Here is a 21,522-nt window from a genome sequence, read left to right on the forward strand (position 1 = left end):
CGGCGGACTCTATTGCCACTTGCAGATGCGATTGGCGCTACCGAAAGGAACGTAACCTTGGCCAAAATTATTGTAGTAACGTCAGGCAAGGGAGGGGTTGGCAAAACCACCACTGCAGCGGCTATTTCCACCGGGCTTGCCCTGCGCGGCAAAAAAACCGTGGTCATCGACTTTGACGTGGGGCTGCGCAACCTGGATCTGGTCATGGGCTGTGAGCGGCGCGTGGTCTATGACCTGGTCAACGTCATTCAAGGCGAGGCGGGGCTGAATCAGGCGCTGATCCGCGACAAGCGCGTGGAGAATTTGTTTATCCTGCCGGCTTCGCAAACCCGAGACAAAGACGCGCTGACCCAGGAAGGCATCGCCGAGGTGCTGGAAAAGCTCAAGGAAGACTTTGATTTTGTCATCTGCGATTCGCCGGCGGGCATCGAAAGCGGTGCGCAGCTGGCGATGTACTATGCCGACGAGGCGATTGTGGTGACCAACCCCGAGGTCTCGTCGGTGCGCGACTCCGACCGTATTCTGGGGCTTCTGGCAGCCAAGACGCAGCGCGCCGAAAAAGGCGAGGATCCGGTCAAGGAGCATTTGCTGATCAGCCGCTATAACCCGGACCGGGTGACCAGCGGTGATATGCTGACCCTGGACGACATTCGCGAGATACTGGCGATCGATCTGCTGGGGCTGATTCCCGAATCCGAGGCGGTGCTGCGCGCGTCGAACCAGGGCGTGCCGGTCACCCACGATGAGGCAAGCGATGCCGGTCAGGCCTACGCTGACACCGTATCGCGCCTTATCGGTGAAGACATACCGTTACGCTTTCATCAAGCCCAGAAAAAAGGCCTGTTAACCCGCATGTTCGGAGGAGGTCGCCGGTGAAACTTCTGGAGTTTTTAAAGCGCGAGCGTAAAAAGTCAGCGCCGGTTGCCAAGGAGCGTTTGCAGATTATCGTGGCGCATCAGCGCAGCCAGCGCGGCCAGCCCGACTACATGCCCACGCTGGAGCGCGAGCTGGTTGAGGTGATTCGCCGCTATGTGGATATCGACGACGATGCCGTGCAGATATCCATGGACAGCGAAGATAACTGTTCGGTGCTGGAGCTTAACGTGACTTTGCCGAAAACCTGAGAGGAGACCGCTTTTCCATGGCGCCACCCAACGCCGCACCGGCCAGCTTTCTCTGGCACGACTATGAGACTTTCGGTGCCGATACGCGCCGGGATCGGCCGGCCCAGTTTGCGGCCATACGCACGGATGCCGCGCTCAACGAAATCGGCGAGCCGGTCACGCTGTACTGCAAGCCCGCCGACGACGACCTGCCCCACCCGATGGCCTGTCTGATCACCGGCATTACGCCGCAAAAGGCGCAGCGCCGGGGCCTGCCGGAAGCCGAGTTTGCCGGCCGGGTGCTTGACTGCATGAGCGAGCCCGGCACCTGCGTGGTGGGCTACAACAGCCTGCGCTTCGACGACGAAGTCACACGCCAGCTTTTTTATCGTAACCTGATCGACCCGTACGCTCGGGAATGGCAAAACGGCAATTCGCGCTGGGATTTAATCGATGTGGTTCGCGCGTTCTACGCGCTGCGCCCGGCGGGCATTGAATGGCCGCTGCGCGACGACGGCGCGCCCAGCTTCAAGCTCGAAGACCTGACCGCGGCCAACGGCATTGAGCACGCCGGCGCCCACGACGCTTTGGCCGACGTGCGCGCCACCATCGCCCTGGCGCGGCTACTGCGTGAAAAAAACGCCGGACTTTTTGACTACCTGCTAAAAAGGCGCGGCAAGCGCGCCGTGGCCCGGCAGTTAAACCTGCCCGAGGCCAAGCCGATGCTGCATATTTCCCGGCGCTACCCGGCCAGCCGGGCCTGCAGTGCGCTGGTCATGCCGCTGGCCGAGCACCCGACCAACCCCAACGGGGTGATCGTGTACGATCTGAGCGTAGCGCCGGATGACCTGCTGGCGCTTTCCGCCGAGCAGGTCCGCGAGCGGGTGTTTGTCAGCCAGGCCGACTTGAGCGAGGGCGAGGCGCGCATCCCGCTCAAGGTCATTCACATCAACCGCTGCCCGGTGCTGTTCCCGGCCAGCTTTCTCAAGGACGTGGATGGCCCGCACCGGGGCGAATACGGTGACCTGGTGGCACGGCTGGGAATTGATCTGCCGGCCTGCCGCACCCACTGGAAAGCGCTGCATGCAACACCGGGCATCGCGGCCAAGGCCGCCGAGGTGTTTGCCGCCCCGCCCCGGGAAGAGGTGGCCGATCCGGATTTGATGCTATACGCCGGCGGCTTTTTCTCCCGCGCCGATCGCCAGCAGATGGAGCAGGTGCGCCGGACGCCGGCCTGGGACCTGGTGGGCCAGCGCTTTGCCTTTCAGGACCCAAGGCTTGAGGAGATGCTGTTTCGCTACCGGGCGCGCAGCTATCCGGAAACCCTGGAAGGCGAAGAGCGGGCCCGGTGGGAGGCGTTTCGCTGGGAGCGGCTGAACAATCCGGCCCTATCGGGGTTCACCCTCAAGGACTTCGCCCGCGAGATTGAACAGTACAATCAGCAGTCGCTGGACGACCATTCGCGCCGGATACTCGAAGAGCTGGTGATGTACGTGGAAGCCATGCTCCCCGCCCAGGCGTTTGACGGATAAAAATCGGCCGTCCATGGTGATAAAAAAGGCCGCTACCTTCGGGTAGCGGCCTTTGGCGTTTCTACAGGAGTGCAAGGCTAGTTCTCGGCTGTAAACGCGCTCAGCCCGCTGCGATAGGCGCCCACGTCGCTGGGCTTGTCGCCCGGGTCAAAGCGCAGATCCAGCGAGCGCTTTTTCAGCGTTGACCACAGCTCGCGCAGCGCATCGGGGCTTACGTTCAGCGCTTTTTGTGCCTGGCGCAGGCGACGATCAAAGCGCACATCTTCCCGGGCGGTGGCCTGCCAGTAGCGGCCGGTAAGCCGGCCAAGGCCGGTGGCGCGCTCGGTGAGCCGGCTGTGTACCGCCTGACGGTAGGGCGCAAGCGTGGCCTCGTCCAGCGCGTCAAGGCGCGCTTCGGTGGCGACCATAAAGGCATCAATACGCGCGGCCACAGCGGCGCTGTCGGTGTTGGGAGACTGCACCACCAGCGCCAGGCCCGGGGCGTCCAGCAGCGGGTAGTAGCCGGCGTTGACGATATAGCCCAGCTGCTCTTCGGTGCGCAGCTGCTGGTAAAACGGCGTTTGCAGCCACTGGGCCAGCACGCTGACGGCGGCCTGCTGGCGCGGGGTGTCATCGCTGCCCTGCAGATAGCGCAGCACCAGCGATTCATCCCGGGTGCTGTCCGGGCGCAGCACGGCAGGCTCGGCGCTGACGGCGAGCGGCTCAAGGCTGGGAATGGCGTCCCGGGTCAGCCGCGGGCGCAGGGTTTGCTTGACGGACCGGGCCTGCGCGGTGGCCTGCTCGGCGGTCACATTGCCCACGGCCATGGCGTCGACGTAGAGCCGGTCAACAAAGCGCCGGCGGAAATCTTCCAGGTGGTGGCGCTCAAGGCGCTGGCTGGCGGCCAGCAGCTCTTGGCTGGACCAGCGCGGCGTGAGCAGCGCTTGATCCAGCGTGCGCCGTGCCTGGCCGATCAGCGAGGCATCCGGCGCATTGCGCCACTGGCGCTGCAGCCGGCGCTGTACGCGCTTAAAGCTGCCCGGATGAATGTCGCCGCTTTGCAGCTGTGTGATTACCCGTTCGATCAGCGGTGCCTGGCCGTCGCGCCAGCCGGAGAAGGCCAGCGTCATGCCCCGGGCGTGGGCGTAGGCGTTAAACGATTGGCCGGCCAGCCGCGCGGGGTACAGCGCCTCGTTGAGGCTGTCGTTGAGCCAGCCGGCGAGCATGCGATCCAGCACGGCTTCTTCGGCCGAGCGGCGCACGCTGGGATGCTGCAGGCTGACTCGCCACTCCACCTTGGGCGTATCAAAGCGGTCCACGGCCATGTGCCAGGCGGCGAAGTGAGCGTCGTCGATCAGCATGGTTGGCTTGTCGTCCTGGCCGTCCTGCAGGGTCAGGTCATCGGCAATAAAGGGGTTGGGCCCGGGCAGCGACAGGCCCTGCAGAGCGGTGCCGCCGGCGTTGTCGGGCGCGGTTTGCTGCCACTGGGTATCAAACCAGGGCGAGACGCGCTCGCTTGTGACCTCGGGGCCGGAATACACGCGAATCATGTTGTCCGGCGTCAAGGCCGCGAGATAGGCGCGGGTGCGTTCAAGGTCAAAGCCGTCCATGCGGTAGGGGGCGTACTGCACGTCTTTGACCGGATAGCGCGACAGGCGCATGGCAAGCTCGGTGGCTTCGTGTTGGGGCGCGCCGTGCTGCTGAAAGCGAAACGCCTGCTGTTTGAGCGCGGCCTGTTCGTCATAGCGCCACGCCTCCAGCCCGTTGGCGGCGATGTTGTCAACGGCGGCAAACAGCGTGGCCTGGATGTCGTCGAGCCGCTCGGCGCCGGCGGGGGTCAGGCGGACGCTGACGCTTAGCAGCGCGTGTTCGCCGTCGCGGCGGCCAACGCCTGCCGAAAGGCCTTCGGCAAGGCCGGCATCGCGCAGTACCGCCAGCACGCTGCCTTCGCTTTCATCGCCCAGCAGATGGGCCAGCAGCTGGGTGGGCTTGTGGGCGTAGTCTTCCTGGGGGTCGGGCACCGGAAACAAAAAGCGCACCTGGCGGCTGTCCTTGAGTGTCTGGCGCTCCAGGTAGACGGGCAGCGCGTCGTCTGTCACCAGCGGGGCATCAACGGTGGGGGGTTCAAGGCGACGGTCAGGCACTGCGGCGAAGCGTTCGGTAACCATCTTCTCCAGCTGATCAAGCGGCTGGGGGGCCACAACCGCCAGCTGCATGACGTTGGCCCCGTAGCGGGCGTGATAAAAATCGATGACCCGCTGGCGCAGCGACGGCGCATCCGCCGGGCGGTCGGCAAGGGTTTCAAGGCTGCCCACTGAAAAGCGCGTGCCGGGGTGATCGGGGTTGAGCACTTGGTTGAGCACGTCGTTTTCCCGGCGGCTTTCGCTGCGCCGCCGCGCCTGGTATTCGGAGTCGACTACGCGGCGCTCGCTTTCCAGCTTGCCGTCGTTGAACAGCGGCGAGAGAAAAAATGCGCTGAAACGGTCCAGCGCCCCGGGCAGCGCCGAGGGCTCGATGTCGAAGAAATAGTTGGTATCGCGCGCGGCGGTAAAGGCGTTGTGTGAACCGGCGTGGCGCGTGATGTAATCCTGATAGGCGCTCGGCTCGGGGTAGGGCTCGGTGCCCAGAAACAGCATGTGTTCCAGCAGGTGGGCCAGGCCCAGCAGGTCGTCAGGGTCCTGGGCGCTGCCGACGCGAACGTTCATCGAAGCGGCGGCTTTATCGGCCTGGGCGTCGCTGACCAGCAGCGCCGTCAGGCCGTTTTCCAGGGTCAGCACGCGGTAGTCGCGGCTGTCAAAGGGGCTGGTGATCGGCGCTTGGCTGGTCGCAATGCGTGCATCATCAGCTACCGTTGACGCGGCTTGAGCGGGCATCCCGGCGATGCCGAGCGCAAGCGCTGTGGCCAGCGTCAGCGGCGCGCGGCGCGATAGCGGCGAAAAAGGGCGTAGGCGTGACAGCATGGGGGCTCCTGTAATCAGGGATGGCCGGTCAGCATCGGGCCCACAGGATGGGCGCAGGCCGGAGACTGGTTGGCCGGGTTGTTAACCTGTTTTGATACCGGAAAAGCGCCCAATAGTTCCTGCGGGGCGGGCATCAGCAGCCGCTGTGCCTGGTCCAGCGGGGTATCCGGGTCCAGCCAGCGCCGGGCATTGGCCGAATCAATGATCGCCGGCAGGCGCTCGCTGAGCGGGGCAAGCCAGGCGCTGGCCGGTACGGTGATTAAAGCCGCTGAGTCGTTGAACGCGGTGCGCGTGGTGTAATAGCGACACCAAAGCCCGGCCAGCAGCAGCGGGGCACGCTGAACGTGCGTGACCAGGTAGGGCTGTTTGCCTCGCGTTCCGGGTTTCCACACGTAAAAGCCCCCGGCCGGTACCAGGCAGCGCCGGGCGTAAAAGGCGTCGCGAAACATCGCACGGGCGTTGAGCGATTCGGCCCGGGCGCAGTGGGGGGCGTGGTCGAGCACTTCAAGCCAGGGCGGCGTCAGCCCCCAGAAAAGCGGTGACAGGCGGTGTTCGCCCCGGGCCTGGCGCACCGCCGACACCGCCCGGCGCGGGGCCAGATTGGGCGAGGTGCTCAGCGTGTCAGCGCCGGCCAGCTCGGGAAGCAGCCGGGGCAGATCAAGCGGCGGAACGTAAAGGCGTCCGGTCATGTGCGCCTCGGTGCGTCGTGGGTGGTGTTGATGTGGTTGACAGTGCCGGCAAGGCAGGAATACAGCTCGAAAACGCTGTTCGATCTGGGGTATCCTAAGCGCTCGGCCGCCGGTGTCAAAGCGTACGCGTCGTGCGCTGCGCTGTCGTGCGCTGCGCCTTGCCGAGTCGCTCCGTTTTTTTCATCACAGCCCTTGAGGCCAACCCGAAGAGAATGCCATGGCCCGTCCCAGACAGCATGCGCCCGATACGCTCCATACGCAGGTGATGGCGGTCTGCGATCGCTGGTTAACCACCCGGCCGGTTCATGACCTGTCGCTGCGCGCGATCGCGCGGGAGGTAGGCTGTGCGCCAAGTACCCTGCTCAAGCTTTACGGCAGTTTTCACAACCTGCTGCAGTACGTCAACGTCGAGACGCTGGCGCGGCTGCAGTATACCATCAGCAGCCTGAAAACCGCCGCGCCGGAGCCCTGGCTGCGCTCGCTGGTGCACGCCTACTGGCAGTTTTCCGAGCAGGACTGCTACCGCTGGCAGCTGCTGTTTGACTATCCTCTGGCCGACGGCGGCGAGCTCGACCAGCGCCAGAGCGGGCTGATCGAGGCGCTGTTTGTCGAGGTGGAAACCTGCCTGCGCGAGTTTCAGCCGGCGCTTGGCGAGCTGGAAGCCCGCGAGCTGGGGCGCATGCTGTGGGGCAGCGTTCACGGGCTGGTGCAGCTGGGGCTGAACGAGCGGCTGGGCTACTGGCAGGGCGAGCAGCTGCAGGTCGACCAGCTCCTCGACCGGCTGCTGACCACGGTGCTGGCCGGGCTGCGCCACCGGGGGCCGACGGCGTGACCCGGCTGCTGGCCGGGATGGGCCATCGCGTGGCCCGCTATGTGATTTTGGCGCTGGTGCGGCTTTGCTATCGGCTCAAGGTGCGCGGCCATGCGCATATTCCTCGCCGCGGGGCCGCGCTGGTGGTGTGCAACCACGTAAGCTACGTGGATGCGCTGGTGCTGGGCGGCGCCTTTCCGCGGCCGCTGCGCTTTGTGATGGATCAGCCGATCTACGACTCGCCCTGGCTGAAGTGGCTGTTTTTGCTGGTGGGGGCCATTCCCATCGAGTCCGAGCGGCGCGATCCCGGGGCGCTGCGCCGGGCGCTGGACGACATCAGCGCGGCACTGGCCAACGGCGAGGTGGTGATGGTGTTTCCCGAAGGCCGGTTGACCACCGACGGCGAGGTGCGGGCGTTTCGTCGCGGGCTGGAGACGATACTGGCGCGCGATACGGTGCCGGTGGTGCCGGCAGGGCTTGCCGGGCTGTGGGGCTCCTGGACCTCGCACTGCAACGGGCCGGCGCTTGGCAAGCGCCCGGCGCGCTTTCGCGCCCGGGTGAGCCTGCACTTTGGCGAGCCGATTGACCCCGCGGCGGTGCCGGGCGATGCCCTGCGCCACTATCTGGAAGCCCGGGTGCGCGTGCTCAAGGCCGGCGCCGACGACGATATTTGCCGCCGCGACCGAGGCTAGCGCCGTATCGGCTGCCAGCAGCGCGCCGCGGTAATCAGGTTGTCGCGGATGTCGAGAATTTCCAGCCGAACGCTGCCGATCTGCAGGCTGGCCGGCCCCTGAGGAAACGACTCCAGGTGCTCAAGAATCAGCCCGTTGAGCGTTTTGGGGCCGCCGGTAGGCAGGCTCCAGCCCAGCGCTTTGTTGACTTCGCGGATGTTGGCGGTGCCTTCGATGATGTGGCTGCCGTCGTCCTGGGGGTAGATTTCCCGGGCTTCGGACACGTCGGTGGTAAACTCCCCGACGATCTCTTCGAGAATATCTTCAAGGGTCGCAAGCCCTTTCACGTCGCCGTATTCGTCGACGACGATGCCGATGCGGCGCTTTTGCTGCTGGAAGTTGAGCATCTGGGTATGCAGCGGCGTGGACTCGGGAATGAAGTAGGGCTCCCGGGCCTCTTGCACAATGGCCGCCTTGGTGACTTCCGAACGCGAAAGAAAGCGCGCGGCGTTGCGCAGGTGCAGCATGCCAATGATGCTGTTGATATCGCCTTTGTAGAGCGGCAGCCGGGTATGCTGGCTGGTACGAATCTGGGTGAGAATATCTTCAAGGCTGTGATCCAGATCGATGCCGATCACCTCATGGCGGGGCACCATGATGTCGTTGACGGTGACGTTTTCCAGATCGAGAATCGACAGCAGCATGGCCTGGTGGCGGTAGGGAATCAGCGTGCCCGCTTCGTGAACCACGGTGCGCAGCTCGTCGCGGGTCAGGCCGTCGCCGCTGCCGTCCACGCGCTTGACGCCAACCAGGCGCAAAAGGCCGTTGGAGATCATGTTGACCAGCCACACCAGCGGGTAGAGCAGCTTGAGCAGCGGCTCAAGCACGTACGACGCCGGGTAGGCAATACGCTCAGGCCTGATTGCCGCGTAGGTCTTGGGCGTGACTTCGGAAAAAATCAGAATGGCTACGGTGAGAAGCGCCGTGGCGATGGCCGGCCCCGAGACTTCGCCAAAGAAATGAATGGCGATGATGGTGGCAATCGACGCTGCCAGATTGTTGATGAAATTGTTGCCGATCAGAATCATGCCGATCAGCCGGTCGGGGCGTCCCAGCAGGCGCATGACCCGCCGTGCGCGGCGATCGCCGGCGCTGGCATGATGGCTCAGACGATAGCGGTTGATCGACATCATGCCGGTTTCCGAGCTTGAGAAAAACGCTGACAGCAAAATCAGCAAAGCCAGCAGGCCGAACAGTAACCCCAGCGGGAAGTCGTCGTTCAAGTTGTGCAATCCTTTGGTGAAACGCCCCCGCTCAGGGCGTCAGCAGAATTTCCAGGACGAACTTGCTGCCAAAGTAGGCCAGCAGCAAAAAGCCGCAGCCGGCAAGCGTCCACTTGACCGCGCGCATGCCTCGCCAGCCGAAGCGATAGCGGCCGATAAGCAGCACCGCAAGCACGCCCCAGGCGACAAACGACAGTACGGTTTTGTGCACCAGGTGCTGGGCGAACATGTTGTCGATAAAAATCAGGCCGCTGACGATGGCGATGCTGAGCAGCACCATGCCGGCCCAGATCAGCTCAAACAGCACCCGCTCCATGGTGGTCAGCGGCGGCAGAGACTGGACGATGCCGCGGATGTGATGGTGGCGTAGCGCCTGGTTTTGCAGGCCCACCAGCACCGCCTGGACCGCGGCAATGGCGAGCAGGGCAAACGCCAGCGTCGAGGTGACAATATGCAGCAAAATGCCCGGCGTCATACCGCCCTGAATGCCGTGGCTGGGCAGCCCCGTAGCCAGCATCAGCGCCACGCCGGCAAGCGGGAACAGCGCGATGCCGGCGTTGAGCACCGGCTTGAACAGGCTGGCCACCAGCACCAGGTTGGCCGCCACCGCCATGAACAGCGCCACGCTGGTGGTAAAGCCGGGGAAAAAGCCCGATGTGCGGCCCAGCAGGTCAACAATCACCGGGATGTGCAGCAGCAAAGCGAGCGTGGCCAGCAGGCGCACGATGCCCTGGCGCGGCGGCACCCGGCGCAAAAGCGTCATACCCTGCCAGATGGCAGCGGCAAGATAGAAAACAAGAGCGATCGTGGCGAAAGGCAGCGCCTGCATGATGCCGTCCGTGCGCCCGGCGGCGCAGTCAATGAGTGGTAACAAAAACAGTGAAAGCCCGCGCATCGCGCTGAAGATCAGGCGTGCCGCTGACTTACGCTGGCTGGCCTTCTACTATAACGAATCCTTGCAGCCTCGCACAGCGGTGACGGATGGAGACTCGCGGCGCCAGCGCGTATAATCGCGGCCATCTTGTCCAGGGCACATGCGTCTGGTGACCACAAGGGAGACTAACGCCCCATGTTTGACAATCTCAGTGAGCGTCTGTCCCAGACGCTGAAGTCGATCAAGGGTCAGGCGCGCCTGACCGACGACAACATCAAGGACACCCTGCGCGAAGTCCGCCGCGCGCTGCTGGAGGCCGACGTCGCCCTGCCGGTGGTCAAGGCGTTCGTCGACCGCGTGCGCGAGCGGGCGGTAGGCCAGGAAGTATCGAAAAGCCTCTCGCCGGGCCAGCAGTTCGTCAAGATCGTCCAGCAAGAGCTTGAAGCGATCATGGGCGAGGCCAACGAAGGCCTTGCGCTCAAAAGCCAGCCCGCCGCGGTGTTGATGGCCGGCCTGCAGGGCGCGGGCAAGACCACCTCGGTGGCGAAGCTGGCGCGTTTTCTGCGCGAGCGTGAAAAGAAAAAGGTGCTGGTGGTATCGGCCGACGTCTACCGGCCCGCCGCGATTGACCAGCTGGAAACCCTGGCAAAGGAAGTCGAGGTGGAGTTTTTCCCCTCGGATTCCGGGCAAAAGCCGGTGGATATCGCCCGCGCGGCGATGCATCACGCCAAGATCCAGTTCCACGACGTGGTGCTCATCGACACCGCCGGCCGGCTGGCCGTCGACGAGGCGATGATGGAAGAAATCCAGGCGCTGCATAAAGCGGTAAGCCCGGATGAAACCCTGTTTGTCGTCGACGCCATGACCGGCCAGGACGCGGTCAATACCGCCAAGGCCTTCCACGAGGCGCTGCCGCTGTCCGGGGTGATTCTGACCAAGGCCGACGGCGATGCCCGGGGCGGGGCGGCGCTGTCCGTGCGCCATGTGACCGGCAAGCCGATCAAGTTCATGGGCATGGGCGAAAAAGTCGACGCTTTGGAGCCGTTCCACCCTGACCGCGTGGCCTCGCGGATTCTGGGCATGGGCGATATGCTCTCGCTGATCGAACAGGCCGAGCGCACTGTTGACAAGGACAAGGCGAACAGGCTTGCCAAAAAGGTCAAAAAGGGCAGCGGCTTTGATCTGGAAGACTTCCGCGAGCAGCTCCAGCAGCTCAAGAAAATGGGCGGCATGGGCGGGCTGATGAGCAAGCTGCCGGGCATGGGGCAGATGGCGGAAATGGCCCAGGGCCCGGGACCGGAAAAAGAGCTTGGCAAGCTGGAAACGCTGATCGATTCGATGACGCCCAAAGAGCGCCAAAAGCCCGAGATCATCAACGGCTCGCGCAAGCGGCGTATTGCCGCCGGTGCGGGCCTTCAGGTGCCGGACCTCAATCGCCTGCTCAAACAGCACAAGCAGATGCAGAAGATGATGAAAAAGGCGGGCAAGAAAGGCGGCATGGAGAAAATGATGCGCGGCATGGGCGGTATGGGTGGCCCGGGCGGCATGGGTGGGCCCGGTGGCATGGGTGGGCCGGGCGGTTTGCCCCGGCGCTGACGCTGCCGGCTTTTCCCCGCGCAGACTTTCCAAACCCCGCGTGGTTGCGTAGAATGCGGCCTCTTCATGCGTGGGTGATGCGTTCAGCGTTGCCCGTGAAGGTTTGAGCAAGCATTTGTATCCCGACAAAGCGCACCGTTATCCAAGGGTGAACATGCCCCGCGGCGGCGCTTTTGTTACCTCAACCGAAGGATATTGATCGTATGGTTACCATTCGTCTGGCACGCAGCGGCGCCAAAAAGCGTCCGTTTTATCATCTGTCCGTGACCGATTCGCGCAAGGCGCGCGACGGCCGTTTCATCGAACGCGTGGGCTTTTTCAACCCGGTCGCGCGTGGCCAGGAAGAGCGTTTGCGCATCGATCTCGACCGCATTGCCCACTGGCAGAGCAACGGCGCACAGCTTTCCAACCGCGTGGCCGAGCTGGTCAAGGAAGCCGGCAAGCAGGCCTGAAGGCGCTGCGACGTCGCTAGGTGAGGTGCTGATGTCTGATCCCGTGCGCAATACGCCTTCGACCGGCACCCAGCGTGCCGCGCCGGAAGAGTATGTCGTGCTGGGCAAGCTGACAAGCCCCCACGGCGTCAAGGGGTGGCTTAAGGTATATGCCTACACAAGCCCCGCTGACAGCATCTTTGACTACCCCGAATGGTGGCTGCGCCAGGGCGAACGCCTTGCGTGCTATCGCGTCGTTCAGGGGCGTCGCCAAGGCAAGGGGCTGGTCGTTGAGCTGGACGGTATCAATGACCGCAGCGCCGCTGAAGCGCTGGCAAAAGCGGAGATCGTCATGCCCAAGGACGCACTCCCCGCGCTTGCCGACGACGAGTACTACTGGCACGAGCTTGAAGGCCTGGCGGTTTTTACCCGGGCCGGCGAACGGCTGGGACGGGTGGCCGGCCTGTTCGAGACCGGCGCCAACGATGTCATGATGGTGCGCGGCGACCGCGACGCCATTGACCGGCGCGAGCGGCTTTTGCCGTACCTGCCGGGCGATGTGATCATCGCGGTGGATCTGGACGCCGGCGAAATGCACGTAGACTGGGATCCGGACTTTTGAGCGCGTCGCAGGCCCGAGAAAACGCCTCGCTGTGGGTCGGCGTGGTGTCGCTTTTTCCCGAGATGTTCGCCGCGCTCACCGAGCACGGCGTCACCGGCCGGGCCGTGGAAAAAGGCCAGCTGACGCTTGAATACTGGAACCCGCGCGACTACGCCACCGACCGCCACCGCAGCGTTGACGACCGCCCCTACGGCGGCGGCCCGGGCATGCTGATGAAGGTGGATACCCTGCGCGCAGCGATTGCCGACGCCCGCACCCGGGCGGCGGCGGCGACGGGCAAGACGCCCAGGGTGATCTATCTGTCCCCCCAGGGGAAAAAACTCGACCAGCCGGGCGTACAGGCGCTCGCCGCCGAGAGCCCGCTGGTGGTAGTGGCCGGGCGCTACGAAGGCATCGACGAACGTGTGGTCGAGCATGACATCGACGAAGAATGGTCGATCGGCGACTATGTGCTAAGCGGCGGCGAGCTGCCGGCGATGGTGCTGATCGACGCGGCGGCAAGGCTGGTTCCCGGCGTGCTCGGGCATCAGGATTCCGCCGTCGAGGACTCATTCAACGAGGGCCTGCTGGACTGCCCGCACTATACGCGCCCGGAAGTGATCGACGGCGCGCGGGTGCCTGAGGTGCTGTTGAGCGGTGACCATCAGGCCATCAGGCACTGGCGGCTGAAACAGTCGCTCGGGCGTACCTGGCGGCGGCGCCCGGAGCTGATCGACCGTCAGGCCCTGGACAAAACGCAGCGCCGGCTGCTCGATGAGTTCATCGAAGAAAACGCCTTGCCTCACCGGTCGGAAAGCCGGCCACACAGCCGGCCGGAGGGGCAGGACAGCGGTGCAGGGCGAGGCCGTTAGCCGCGCACCTGCGTCACCCACAACGACTCCCGCGCACTCGCATCGAGCGCCGGGATCACGGTTTGTCCGCCGGCAGGCGGCAGGCCACGACGACCTATCAGGAGCAAGACAATGAGCAAAAACAAGGTGATCCAGGCGCTTGAAGCCGAGCAGATGGAAAAAGAGATCCCCCCGTTCGCCCCGGGCGATACCATCTCTGTGCAGGTCAAGGTAAAGGAAGGCGCCCGCGAGCGTTTGCAGGCGTTTGAAGGCGTGGTGATCGGCAAGCGCAATCGCGGTCTGAACTCCGCTTTCACCGTGCGCAAGATTTCTCACGGCGTTGGCGTTGAGCGCACCTTCCAGACCTACAGCCCGCTGGTGGACTCCATCCACGTCAAGCGTCGCGGTGACGTTCGCCAGGCCAAGCTCTACTACCTCCGCGAGCGCAGCGGCAAATCCGCACGCATCAAGGAAAAGCTGGCCTAAGACAGCACGCCCGGCAGCGCATGCCGCGATGCTGACACACCCCGTCACCGCTTTGCGGGGCGGGGTTTTGTTTGTCTGCCACCCCGTCACCGCACGGCACGCACCACAGAGCCCGCGCTTATGGACCTTCTTGATGCCTTTCTCGATGCCCAGTGGCTGGAGCGCGGCGCCAGCGAGCACACCCTGGCGGCTTACCGGCGCGATCTGATGGCCTGGTGCCGGGCGCTGGACGACGCCGGCGCTACGCTTGCCGCGCCGCCGCCGGAGGTGCTCGTGGCGTGGTTTGAGGCGCGCCGCGAAGCCGGATACAAGCTGCGCAGCAATGCCCGGCTGCTGTCCAGTCTGCGCGGCTTTTACCGCTGGGCGCGGCTTGCCGGGCACGTTTCTGATGACCCGCTGGCAGGGGTTCGCCTGCCGCCGGTGCGTCCGGGCCTGCCCAACGTCATTGACGAAGCCGAGGTCGAGCGGCTGCTGGCCGCACCGGACATTGCCCTGCCGCTGGGGCTGCGCGATCGCACCATGCTGGAGCTGCTGTATGCCTGTGGCCTGCGCGTCTCCGAACTTGTAGGCTTGAGCGTGGACGCGGTCAACCTGCGCCAGGGCGTGGTGCGGGTGCGCGGCAAGGGCGACAAGGATCGGCTGGTGCCGCTGGGGGCGGAGGCCGCGCACTGGCTGGAACGCTATATCGACGCTGCGCGCCCGGCGCTGATGGGGGATGTGACGCGCCCGGCGCTGTTTCCCGGGCGCGGTGATCAAAGCATGACGCGCCAGACGTTCTGGCATCGCATCAAGGCCCATGCGCGTGCCGCGGGGATCACCACGCCGCTGTCGCCGCACACGCTGCGCCATGCGTTTGCGACCCACTTATTGAATCATGGCGCCAATCTGCGCGTCGTACAGCTGCTGCTGGGGCACAGCGACCTGTCCACCACGCAGATTTATACCCACGTGGCCCAGGCGCGTCTTGAACAGCTGCACACCGACCATCATCCACGAGGTTGAACGACAATGGCTCGACAGAGTATTTCCCGCCTGGCGCTGGCCGCCGCGCTGCTGCCCGCTGTGGCCTGGGCGCAGCCGGCGCCCGAGGCGCTGACCGATTCGCTGCGCATCAACGGCCAGAAGGTGCCGGTGGAAAGCGTCGGTGAAACGCCGCTGGACGGCATCTACCACGTTGCGCTGAAAGGCGGCGAATCGTTTTACGCCAACGCCGACGGCAGCTACTTCGTGGTGGGGGATCTGTACCGCAATCAGGGCGACGAGCTGGTCAACCTTTCTGAGCAGGCGAAAAATCGCCAGCGCGTGGCCGCGCTCTCGGCCGTTGAGGAAAGCGACCGCGTGGTCTATCGCGGCGTGGACGAGCCCCGCGCCACCGTTACCGTCTTTACCGATACCAGCTGCCCGTACTGCACGCGGCTGCACGAAAGCATCCCCGAGCTCAACGAGCGCGGCATCGCGGTGCACTATCTGGCCTTTCCGCGCGGCGGCATGCAAAGCCGAGCGGCCCGGGTGATGCAAAAGGCCTGGTGCAGCGACAACCCCGGTGAGGCGCTCAGCCGGGCGTTTGCCGATGAAACCCTCGACGCCGGCGCCGGCTGCGATAACCCGGTGGCCGAGCAGCACCGGCTAGGGCTTGAACTGGGCGTGCAGGGCACCCCGGCCATTATTCTGCCCGACGGCACCATGGTGCCGGGCTTTGTGCCGCCCGAGCGGCTGGCGGCCATGCTGGGGCTCGACGGCTAGTTCAGCCCTGCGCAACAGCGCAAACCAAACGCAACCTGACATTATGCTGACTGCACCGGTCGATGGCTGATCCGACACCGGTGCGCAACAAACAAGGGGATTTATTGTGAAACCGGTGAGAGTAGGCATCTGTGGTCTGGGCACCGTCGGCGGCGGCACCTTTAACGTGCTCACGCGCAACGCCGAGGAAATTGCCCGCCGGGCGGGCCGGCCGATCGTGATCGAGCAGGTAGGGCATCGCAGCGTTCATCCGGACTGCGATGTTACCGGCATCAAGGCCACCGGCGATGTCTTTGAAGTGGCGGCCAACCCTGACGTTGACGTGATCGTTGAGCTGATCGGCGGCTACGAAACCGCCCGGGAGCTGGTGCTTAAGGCCATTGAAAACGGCAAGCACGTGGTCACCGCCAACAAGGCGCTGATTGCGGTACACGGCAACGAGATTTTTCAGGCCGCCCACGAAAAAGGCGTGATCGTCGCCTTTGAAGCCGCGGTGGCCGGCGGCATTCCGGTGATCAAGGCGCTGCGCGAAGGCCTGGGCGCCAACCGCATCGAATGGGTAGCGGGCATCATCAACGGCACCGGCAACTACATTCTGACCCACATGCGCGACGAAGGCCGGGCCTTTGAAGACGTGCTCGCCGAAGCCCAGGCGCTGGGCTACGCCGAGGCCGACCCTACCTTTGACGTGGAAGGCATCGACGCCGCCCACAAGCTCACCATCATGGCCTCCATTGCCTACGGCGTGCCGCTGCAGTTTGACAAGGCCTACACCGAAGGCATTGCGCGTATTACCGCCGAGGACGTCGACCAGGCGAACAACCTGGGCTACATGATCAAGCATCTGGGCATCGCCAAGCGCACCGAGCACGGCCTTGAGCTGCGCGTCCACCCCACGCTTGTGCCCAAGGACCGCCTGCTGGCCAACGTCAGCGGCGTGAAAAACGCCGTTGCGGTGATGGGCGACGCCGTCGGCCCCACGCTGTACTACGGCCCCGGCGCCGGCGCTGAGCCCACCGCGTCTGCGGTGATTGCGGACATTCTCGACGTGGCGCGCGACATCAACACCGAGCACCCGTATCGCGTGCCGTACTTGGCCTTCAGCGGCGTCAATGAAGACATGGACGCCCCGGCCATCATGCCCATGGACGACATCATCACGGCCTACTACCTGCGTCTTTTGGCGGTGGATCGCCCCGGCGTGCTGGCCCGAGTGGCGACGATTCTTGCCGAGCACGGCATTTCCATCGAAGCGCTGATTCAAAAAGACATCACCGAAGGTGAGATGGTGCCCATCATTTTGATGACCCACCGTACCCGCGAGCGGCAGATGAACGACGCCATCCGCGAGATCGAATCCATGGCCGACGTCGCCGGCGCGGTTACCCGCATCCGGGTCGAGAGCCTGGACGAAGGAGAATAACGCCATGCGCTATATCAGCACTCGGGGCCAGGCCCCGGCGCTCTCTTTTGAAGAGGTGGTGTTGACCGGCATGGCAAGCGACGGCGGCCTTTACGTCCCCGAGACGCTGCCGTCGTTTACCGCCGAGGACCTGGCCGACATGGCAGGTCTTTCCTACGCCGACATCGCCTTTCGGGTGATGAAGCCGTTCGTCAACGGCGAGATCGACGACGCCACGTTTCACGCGCTGGTGGTGGAGGCCTATTCCACCTTCAGCCACGACGCGGTGCTGCCGCTCAAGCAGCTCGACGCCAACCACTTTTTGCTGGAGCAGTTCCACGGGCCGACCCTGGCGTTCAAGGACGTGGCCCTGCAGCTTTTGGGCCGCATCCTTGACCACTTTCTCAAAAAGCGCGGCGAACGCGCGGTGATCATGGGCGCGACCTCCGGCGACACCGGCTCGGCGGCCATCGAGGGCTGCCGCCACTGCGACAACCTGGATATTTTCATCCTGCACCCGCACAACCGGGTGTCCGAGGTGCAGCGCCGCCAGATGACATCGGTGCTGGCGGACAACGTCTTCAACGTGGCCATCGAGGGCAACTTCGACGACGCCCAGGCCATGGTCAAGGCAAGCTTCGCCGACCAGGACTTTCTCAACGGCACCCGGCTGGTGGCGGTCAACTCGATCAACTGGGCGCGCATCATGGCCCAGACGGTCTACTACGTCGCCGCCGGCGTGGCGCTGGGCGCGCCGCACCGGGAGGTCAGCTTCTGCGTGCCCTCGGCCAACTTCGGCAACGTCTTTGCCGGCTACATGGCCTACAAGATGGGGCTGCCGGTCAAGCAGTTCATCGTTGCCACCAACGCCAACGACATTCTGCACCGCACCCTTGCCGACAACGACTTCTCCAAGCGCGAGCTTGAAGCGACGCTGGCGCCGTCCATGGATATCGTGGTGTCGTCCAACTTCGAGCGCCTGCTGTTTGACGCCTACGACCGCGACGGCAAGGCCGTGGCCGAGCTTTTAGAGCGCTTCCAGCACGAGCCCGCGGCCCTGGCCGAGGCGCCGCTTTCGAAGCTGCGCGAGAAGTTTTCCAGCCACAGCGTGGACGACGCCACCATCCTCGAGGTCATCCGCGAGGCCCACCGGCGCACCGGCGAAGTGCTCGACCCGCACACCGCCACCGGCTACCGCGCCGCCGAGCGCGCCCGTGTTGATGCCACAACGCCCATGATCACCCTTGCCACCGCACACCCGGCCAAGTTTGCCGATGCCGTGATCGAGGCCGGCTTCCCCGGCGTGGCGCTGCCGGCGCACATGAGCGATCTGCTCGAACGCGAAGAGCGCTACACCGTGCTGCCCGCGGAACTGGCCGCCGTGCAGCGGTTTGTGGCGGAAAACCGCCGCGGATGAGCATGATGCAAGAGCTGCCCCAGAGCTTGACCGGGCCGCGCCTGGAGCCGCGGCCCCAGGACCCGGCCATCTACGCCCGGGCGCGCGCCGAAGGGCTCACCGAGCTTCAAGCTCGGCTTTTGGCCGCACGCCTGCCGGGCTATAGCGAGCCGCTGACCCCGCTGGTAACGCCGAGTTTGCGCTATCTGGCGCACCCGGAAAAGCTGGCGGACGGGCGCCGCGCCGCCGAGCGCATCGCCCAGGCGGTGGTGGACGGCGAGCACATCGGGATTCTCACCGACTACGACGTGGACGGCATCACCTCGCACGTGGTCATCCGGCGCACCCTGGTGGAGCTTTTCGGCGTGCCGGAGGCGCGGCTGCACAGCCTGATCGGCCATCGCATCCACGACGGCTACGGCATCAGCCTGCCGCTGGTGGAGCGAACGCTGGGCCTCAAGCCCAAACCGACGCTGGTGATCACCGCCGACTGCGGCAGCTCGGATGAGCCGCGCATCGCGAGCCTTGCCGCCGAGGGCATCGACGTGGTGGTCAGCGATCACCACGCCCTGCCTGAAGAAGGCCCGCCGGCCTCGGCCTACGCCTGCGTGAACCCCACCCGCAGCGACTGCGCCTACCCGGACGCCACCATCGCCGGCTGCATGGTGGCCTGGCTTGTGATGTCGCTGGCCCGCGGCGTGCTGATCGAGTGGGGCGCGGTGCCCCAGGCCACCCCCAAGCTCTCGCCGTGGCTTTCGTACGTGGCGCTGGGCACCGTGGCCGACTGCGTGTCGCTGGGGGCAAGCCCGGCCAACCGCGCGGTGGTGATTCAGGGGCTCAAGCTGATCAACCGCATGGACGCGCCGTGCTTTCGCGCCATGGCCGAGCGGCTGGGGCCGGACAGCGTACCGTTCAACGCCGAAACCCTGGCGTTTCAGATGGGCCCAAGAATCAACGCCCGCTCGCGCCTCGACGACCCCTACGCCGCGCTGGACTTCATGCTCGCCGAAAGCGACGCCGTGGCGGCAAGAAAGCTTGCCATCCTCGAAGACGACAACCAGTCGCGCAAGGCCATCGAGGCGGAAATGGCCGCCGAGGCCCGAACGCTTGCCGCGCCCGAGCTTGCCGCCGAGGCCAAAGCGCTGGTGGTGTTTGTTGAAGACGGCCACCCCGGCGTGCAGGGCATTGTCGGCTCGCGGCTGGTGCAGGCCTACGGCCGCCCGGCGCTGGTGCTCACCCGGGCGGCTGCGCCGGGCATGCTTACCGGCTCCGGGCGCTCCATTGAGGGTTTGCACCTGCGCGACGCGCTGCAGCGCACCCTTGAGCTCGCCCCCGAGGTGCTGTCGCGCTTTGGCGGGCACAGCGGTGCGGCCGGCATTACCCTGCACGAGGCGCGGCTGGTCGAGTTCAAGGCGGCGTTTTTGCGCGCCGTGGAAGAGCAGCTGGGCGATACGCCGCTCTACCCCAGGCTGTGGACCGACGGCGCGCTTTCGCCGGGCCAGCTCGATCTGGCGACGCTTGACGAGCTGGAAGCCCTTGGCCCCTTTGGGCGGGAGTTTGACCCGCCGCTGTTTGAAGGCGAGTTTATCGTCGAATCGCTGCGCCCGGTGGGTGCGGACGGCAGTCATCTGATGATGGAGCTGTCGGCAGGGCCCCGCGTGCTCAAGGCCATCTGGTTTCGCGCGCTGACCCCCGGCGAGCTTCCGGCTTTTGCCATGGGCGATACCCTGCGCTGCGCCTACAAGCTCAACCGCAACCGCTACCGCGGCCGTGAAAGCCTGCAGCTGATGGTCGAGCACGCCGAGCCGCTGTGACCCGACCCTCCCGCCGCGCGCCATGTTCTGATGCAAGGAGCGACCATGCCTGCACCGTCTTCCGGCGGCCCGGCGCCGCTGGCCTTTCTGGGCCCGGCGTTTGCCTTTCTGGCGGTCATGCTGGGCACCACGCTGCCCACGCCGCTATATCCGATCTATCAGGCCGAATACGGCTTTTCCCAGCTGGTGATTACGCTGATTTTTGCCGTCTACGCCACCGGCGTGATTGCCGCGCTGGTGGTGACCGCGCGCTGGTCCGACCAGCTGGGGCGCCGCCCGCTGCTGTTGGCCGGCATCGCCTTTGCTGCGCTCAGCGATGCGGTGTTTCTCGCCGGCGACGGCCTGGCGATGTTGATGGTCGGGCGGGTGATCTCAGGCATATCGGCGGGGATTTTTACCGGCACCGCGACGGTGGCGGTGATCGAGCTGGCCCCGCCGGCGTACAAGGCGCGCGCCACGCTTGCCGCCACCGCGGTCAACATGGGCGGGCTGGGGCTGGGCCCGCTGGTGGCGGGCGTGCTGGTGACCTGGCTGCCGGCACCGCTTTCGTTTTCCTACGCGCTGCATCTGGCGATGCTGGCGCTGGCGGCGTGGTTTGTGTGGCGCGCGCCGGAAACCGTCACCCGCGCGGCCAGGCCGAACCTGCGCGTTCAGCGGCTGAGCCTGCCCCGGGAAGTGCGCGGGGTGTTTGTGCCGGCCGCGCTGGTGGGCTTTGCCGGCTTTGCGGTGCTTGGTTTTTTCAACTCAATGGCGCCGGCCTTTATGCAGCAGGTGCTGGGCGAGCAGAATCTGGCGGTGATCGGGCTGGTGGTGTGCCTGGTCTTTATTGCCTCAACGGTGGGGCAGACCCTGCAGGGGCGGGTAGCGCCCCGGCGACGGCTGCCGCTGGGCTGTGTGACGCTACTGGCAGGGGCGCTTTCCATCGGCGCGGGAATCTTGACCGCGAGCACGGCGGCGTTTTTCTGCGGGGCACTGCTGGCGGGCACCGGCCAGGGTATCGGCTTTCGTGCCGGCATGGGCGCGGTGGCCGCGGCCTGCCCGCAGGACCAGCGAGGGGCGGTGACCTCCACGTTTTTTGTGGTGGCCTACGTGGCGCTGTCGATTCCGGTGGTGGGCATCGGTGTTGCCACCAGCCGGCTGGGGCTGGTGGCAACGGGGACCGGCTTTGCCGGGCTGGCCGCGCTGCTGTGCGCGGTGGCGCTTGCGCTGGTGCTGCGCATTGCCGGGCGGCTGCGTTAGCCGCCGGTGGCCGGCTAGCGCAGCCAGAACCAGTAAACGATCAGACCGATCAGCCCAAGCC

Annotated in this window: 20 protein-coding genes; 16 read left to right on the forward strand and 4 right to left on the reverse strand. The window is 65.3% G+C overall.

Annotation, left to right across the window (positions count from 1 at the left end; translation table 11 throughout):
* Positions 1 to 57: 57 nt before the first annotated feature.
* From minD to sbcB, 3 genes are read left to right on the forward strand one after another with little or no spacing between them, the layout of a single operon-like run.
* Positions 58 to 876 (forward strand): septum site-determining protein MinD, encoded by an 819-nt coding sequence (gene minD, locus ACZ415_RS07110; RefSeq protein WP_344705133.1) that lies wholly within the window; start codon positions 58 to 60, stop codon positions 874 to 876.
* Complete coding sequence (gene minE, locus ACZ415_RS07115) at positions 873 to 1,124, forward strand: cell division topological specificity factor MinE (RefSeq protein ID WP_344705132.1); 252 nt, start codon at positions 873 to 875, stop codon at positions 1,122 to 1,124. The genes minD and minE overlap by 4 nt, the downstream gene beginning before the upstream one ends.
* Positions 1,125 to 1,141: 17 nt before the next feature.
* Entirely contained in the window at positions 1,142 to 2,635 is a 1,494-nt protein-coding gene (gene sbcB / locus ACZ415_RS07120) for an exodeoxyribonuclease I (RefSeq protein WP_344705131.1), read from the forward strand.
* 77 nt (positions 2,636 to 2,712) lie between these two features.
* Here the strand turns inward: sbcB and ACZ415_RS07125 are convergent, their stop codons facing one another.
* Positions 2,713 to 5,574, reverse strand: coding sequence for an insulinase family protein (locus tag ACZ415_RS07125; protein WP_344705130.1), 2,862 nt, complete (start codon positions 5,572 to 5,574; stop codon positions 2,713 to 2,715).
* A 14-nt stretch (positions 5,575 to 5,588) separates the two neighbouring features.
* Positions 5,589 to 6,263, reverse strand: a complete 675-nt coding sequence (locus ACZ415_RS07130; protein WP_344705129.1) for an SOS response-associated peptidase — start codon at positions 6,261 to 6,263, stop codon at positions 5,589 to 5,591.
* Positions 6,264 to 6,480: 217 nt separating this feature from the next.
* Here ACZ415_RS07130 and ACZ415_RS07135 point away from each other — a divergent pair, with 217 nt between their 5' ends.
* Together ACZ415_RS07135 and ACZ415_RS07140 are read left to right on the forward strand one after the other, a co-directional pair.
* Complete coding sequence (locus ACZ415_RS07135; RefSeq protein ID WP_344705128.1) at positions 6,481 to 7,095, forward strand: TetR/AcrR family transcriptional regulator; 615 nt, start codon at positions 6,481 to 6,483, stop codon at positions 7,093 to 7,095.
* Positions 7,096 to 7,112: 17 nt separating this feature from the next.
* Positions 7,113 to 7,766: a 1-acyl-sn-glycerol-3-phosphate acyltransferase gene (locus ACZ415_RS07140; protein WP_344705164.1), complete on the forward strand. Its 654-nt coding sequence runs from the start codon at positions 7,113 to 7,115 to the stop codon at positions 7,764 to 7,766.
* Here the strand turns inward: ACZ415_RS07140 and ACZ415_RS07145 are convergent.
* Positions 7,763 to 9,028, reverse strand: coding sequence for an HlyC/CorC family transporter (locus ACZ415_RS07145; protein WP_344705127.1), 1,266 nt, complete (start codon positions 9,026 to 9,028; stop codon positions 7,763 to 7,765). The genes ACZ415_RS07140 and ACZ415_RS07145 overlap by 4 nt on opposite strands.
* A 31-nt stretch (positions 9,029 to 9,059) precedes the next feature.
* A complete protein-coding gene (locus tag ACZ415_RS07150) occupies positions 9,060 to 9,857 on the reverse strand; it encodes a cytochrome C assembly family protein (protein WP_344705126.1) in 798 nt (265 codons plus the stop codon).
* Between the two features lie 240 nt (positions 9,858 to 10,097).
* On the opposite strand from ACZ415_RS07150, the gene ffh reads away from it, so the two are divergent.
* The 11 genes from ffh to ACZ415_RS07205 all read left to right on the forward strand — a co-directional run bounded on the left by ffh (position 10,098) and on the right by ACZ415_RS07205 (position 21,461).
* Entirely contained in the window at positions 10,098 to 11,498 is a 1,401-nt protein-coding gene (ffh, locus tag ACZ415_RS07155) for a signal recognition particle protein (RefSeq protein ID WP_344705125.1), read from the forward strand.
* Between the two features lie 203 nt (positions 11,499 to 11,701).
* Positions 11,702 to 11,950, forward strand: coding sequence for a 30S ribosomal protein S16 (gene rpsP, locus ACZ415_RS07160; RefSeq protein ID WP_344705124.1), 249 nt, complete (start codon positions 11,702 to 11,704; stop codon positions 11,948 to 11,950).
* Positions 11,951 to 11,981: 31 nt separating this feature from the next.
* Entirely contained in the window at positions 11,982 to 12,551 is a 570-nt protein-coding gene (gene rimM / locus ACZ415_RS07165; protein ID WP_344705123.1) for a ribosome maturation factor RimM, read from the forward strand.
* A 29-nt stretch (positions 12,552 to 12,580) separates the two neighbouring features.
* Positions 12,581 to 13,402: a tRNA (guanosine(37)-N1)-methyltransferase TrmD gene (trmD, locus tag ACZ415_RS07170; RefSeq protein WP_344705163.1), complete on the forward strand. Its 822-nt coding sequence runs from the start codon at positions 12,581 to 12,583 to the stop codon at positions 13,400 to 13,402.
* 111 nt (positions 13,403 to 13,513) lie between these two features.
* Positions 13,514 to 13,867 (forward strand): 50S ribosomal protein L19, encoded by a 354-nt coding sequence (gene rplS, locus ACZ415_RS07175; protein WP_344705122.1) that lies wholly within the window; start codon positions 13,514 to 13,516, stop codon positions 13,865 to 13,867.
* 120 nt (positions 13,868 to 13,987) lie between these two features.
* Positions 13,988 to 14,869: a site-specific tyrosine recombinase XerD gene (xerD, locus tag ACZ415_RS07180; protein ID WP_344705121.1), complete on the forward strand. Its 882-nt coding sequence runs from the start codon at positions 13,988 to 13,990 to the stop codon at positions 14,867 to 14,869.
* A 6-nt stretch (positions 14,870 to 14,875) separates the two neighbouring features.
* Complete coding sequence (locus ACZ415_RS07185) at positions 14,876 to 15,610, forward strand: DsbC family protein (protein ID WP_344705120.1); 735 nt, start codon at positions 14,876 to 14,878, stop codon at positions 15,608 to 15,610.
* A 106-nt stretch (positions 15,611 to 15,716) separates the two neighbouring features.
* Positions 15,717 to 17,033 (forward strand): homoserine dehydrogenase, encoded by a 1,317-nt coding sequence (locus ACZ415_RS07190; protein WP_344705119.1) that lies wholly within the window; start codon positions 15,717 to 15,719, stop codon positions 17,031 to 17,033.
* Positions 17,034 to 17,037: 4 nt separating this feature from the next.
* Positions 17,038 to 18,429: a threonine synthase gene (gene thrC, locus ACZ415_RS07195; RefSeq protein WP_344705118.1), complete on the forward strand. Its 1,392-nt coding sequence runs from the start codon at positions 17,038 to 17,040 to the stop codon at positions 18,427 to 18,429.
* The gene (locus tag ACZ415_RS07200; protein ID WP_344705116.1) at positions 18,426 to 20,222 is read left to right on the forward strand and encodes a single-stranded-DNA-specific exonuclease RecJ; all 1,797 of its coding nucleotides are present in this window, start codon (positions 18,426 to 18,428) and stop codon (positions 20,220 to 20,222) included. Before thrC ends, ACZ415_RS07200 begins: the two co-directional genes overlap by 4 nt.
* Positions 20,223 to 20,267: 45 nt before the next feature.
* Positions 20,268 to 21,461, forward strand: a complete 1,194-nt coding sequence (locus tag ACZ415_RS07205; RefSeq protein WP_344705115.1) for an MFS transporter — start codon at positions 20,268 to 20,270, stop codon at positions 21,459 to 21,461.
* Positions 21,462 to 21,522: the final 61 nt, after the last annotated feature.

It is taken from the genome of Halomonas cibimaris, assembly GCF_055379665.1.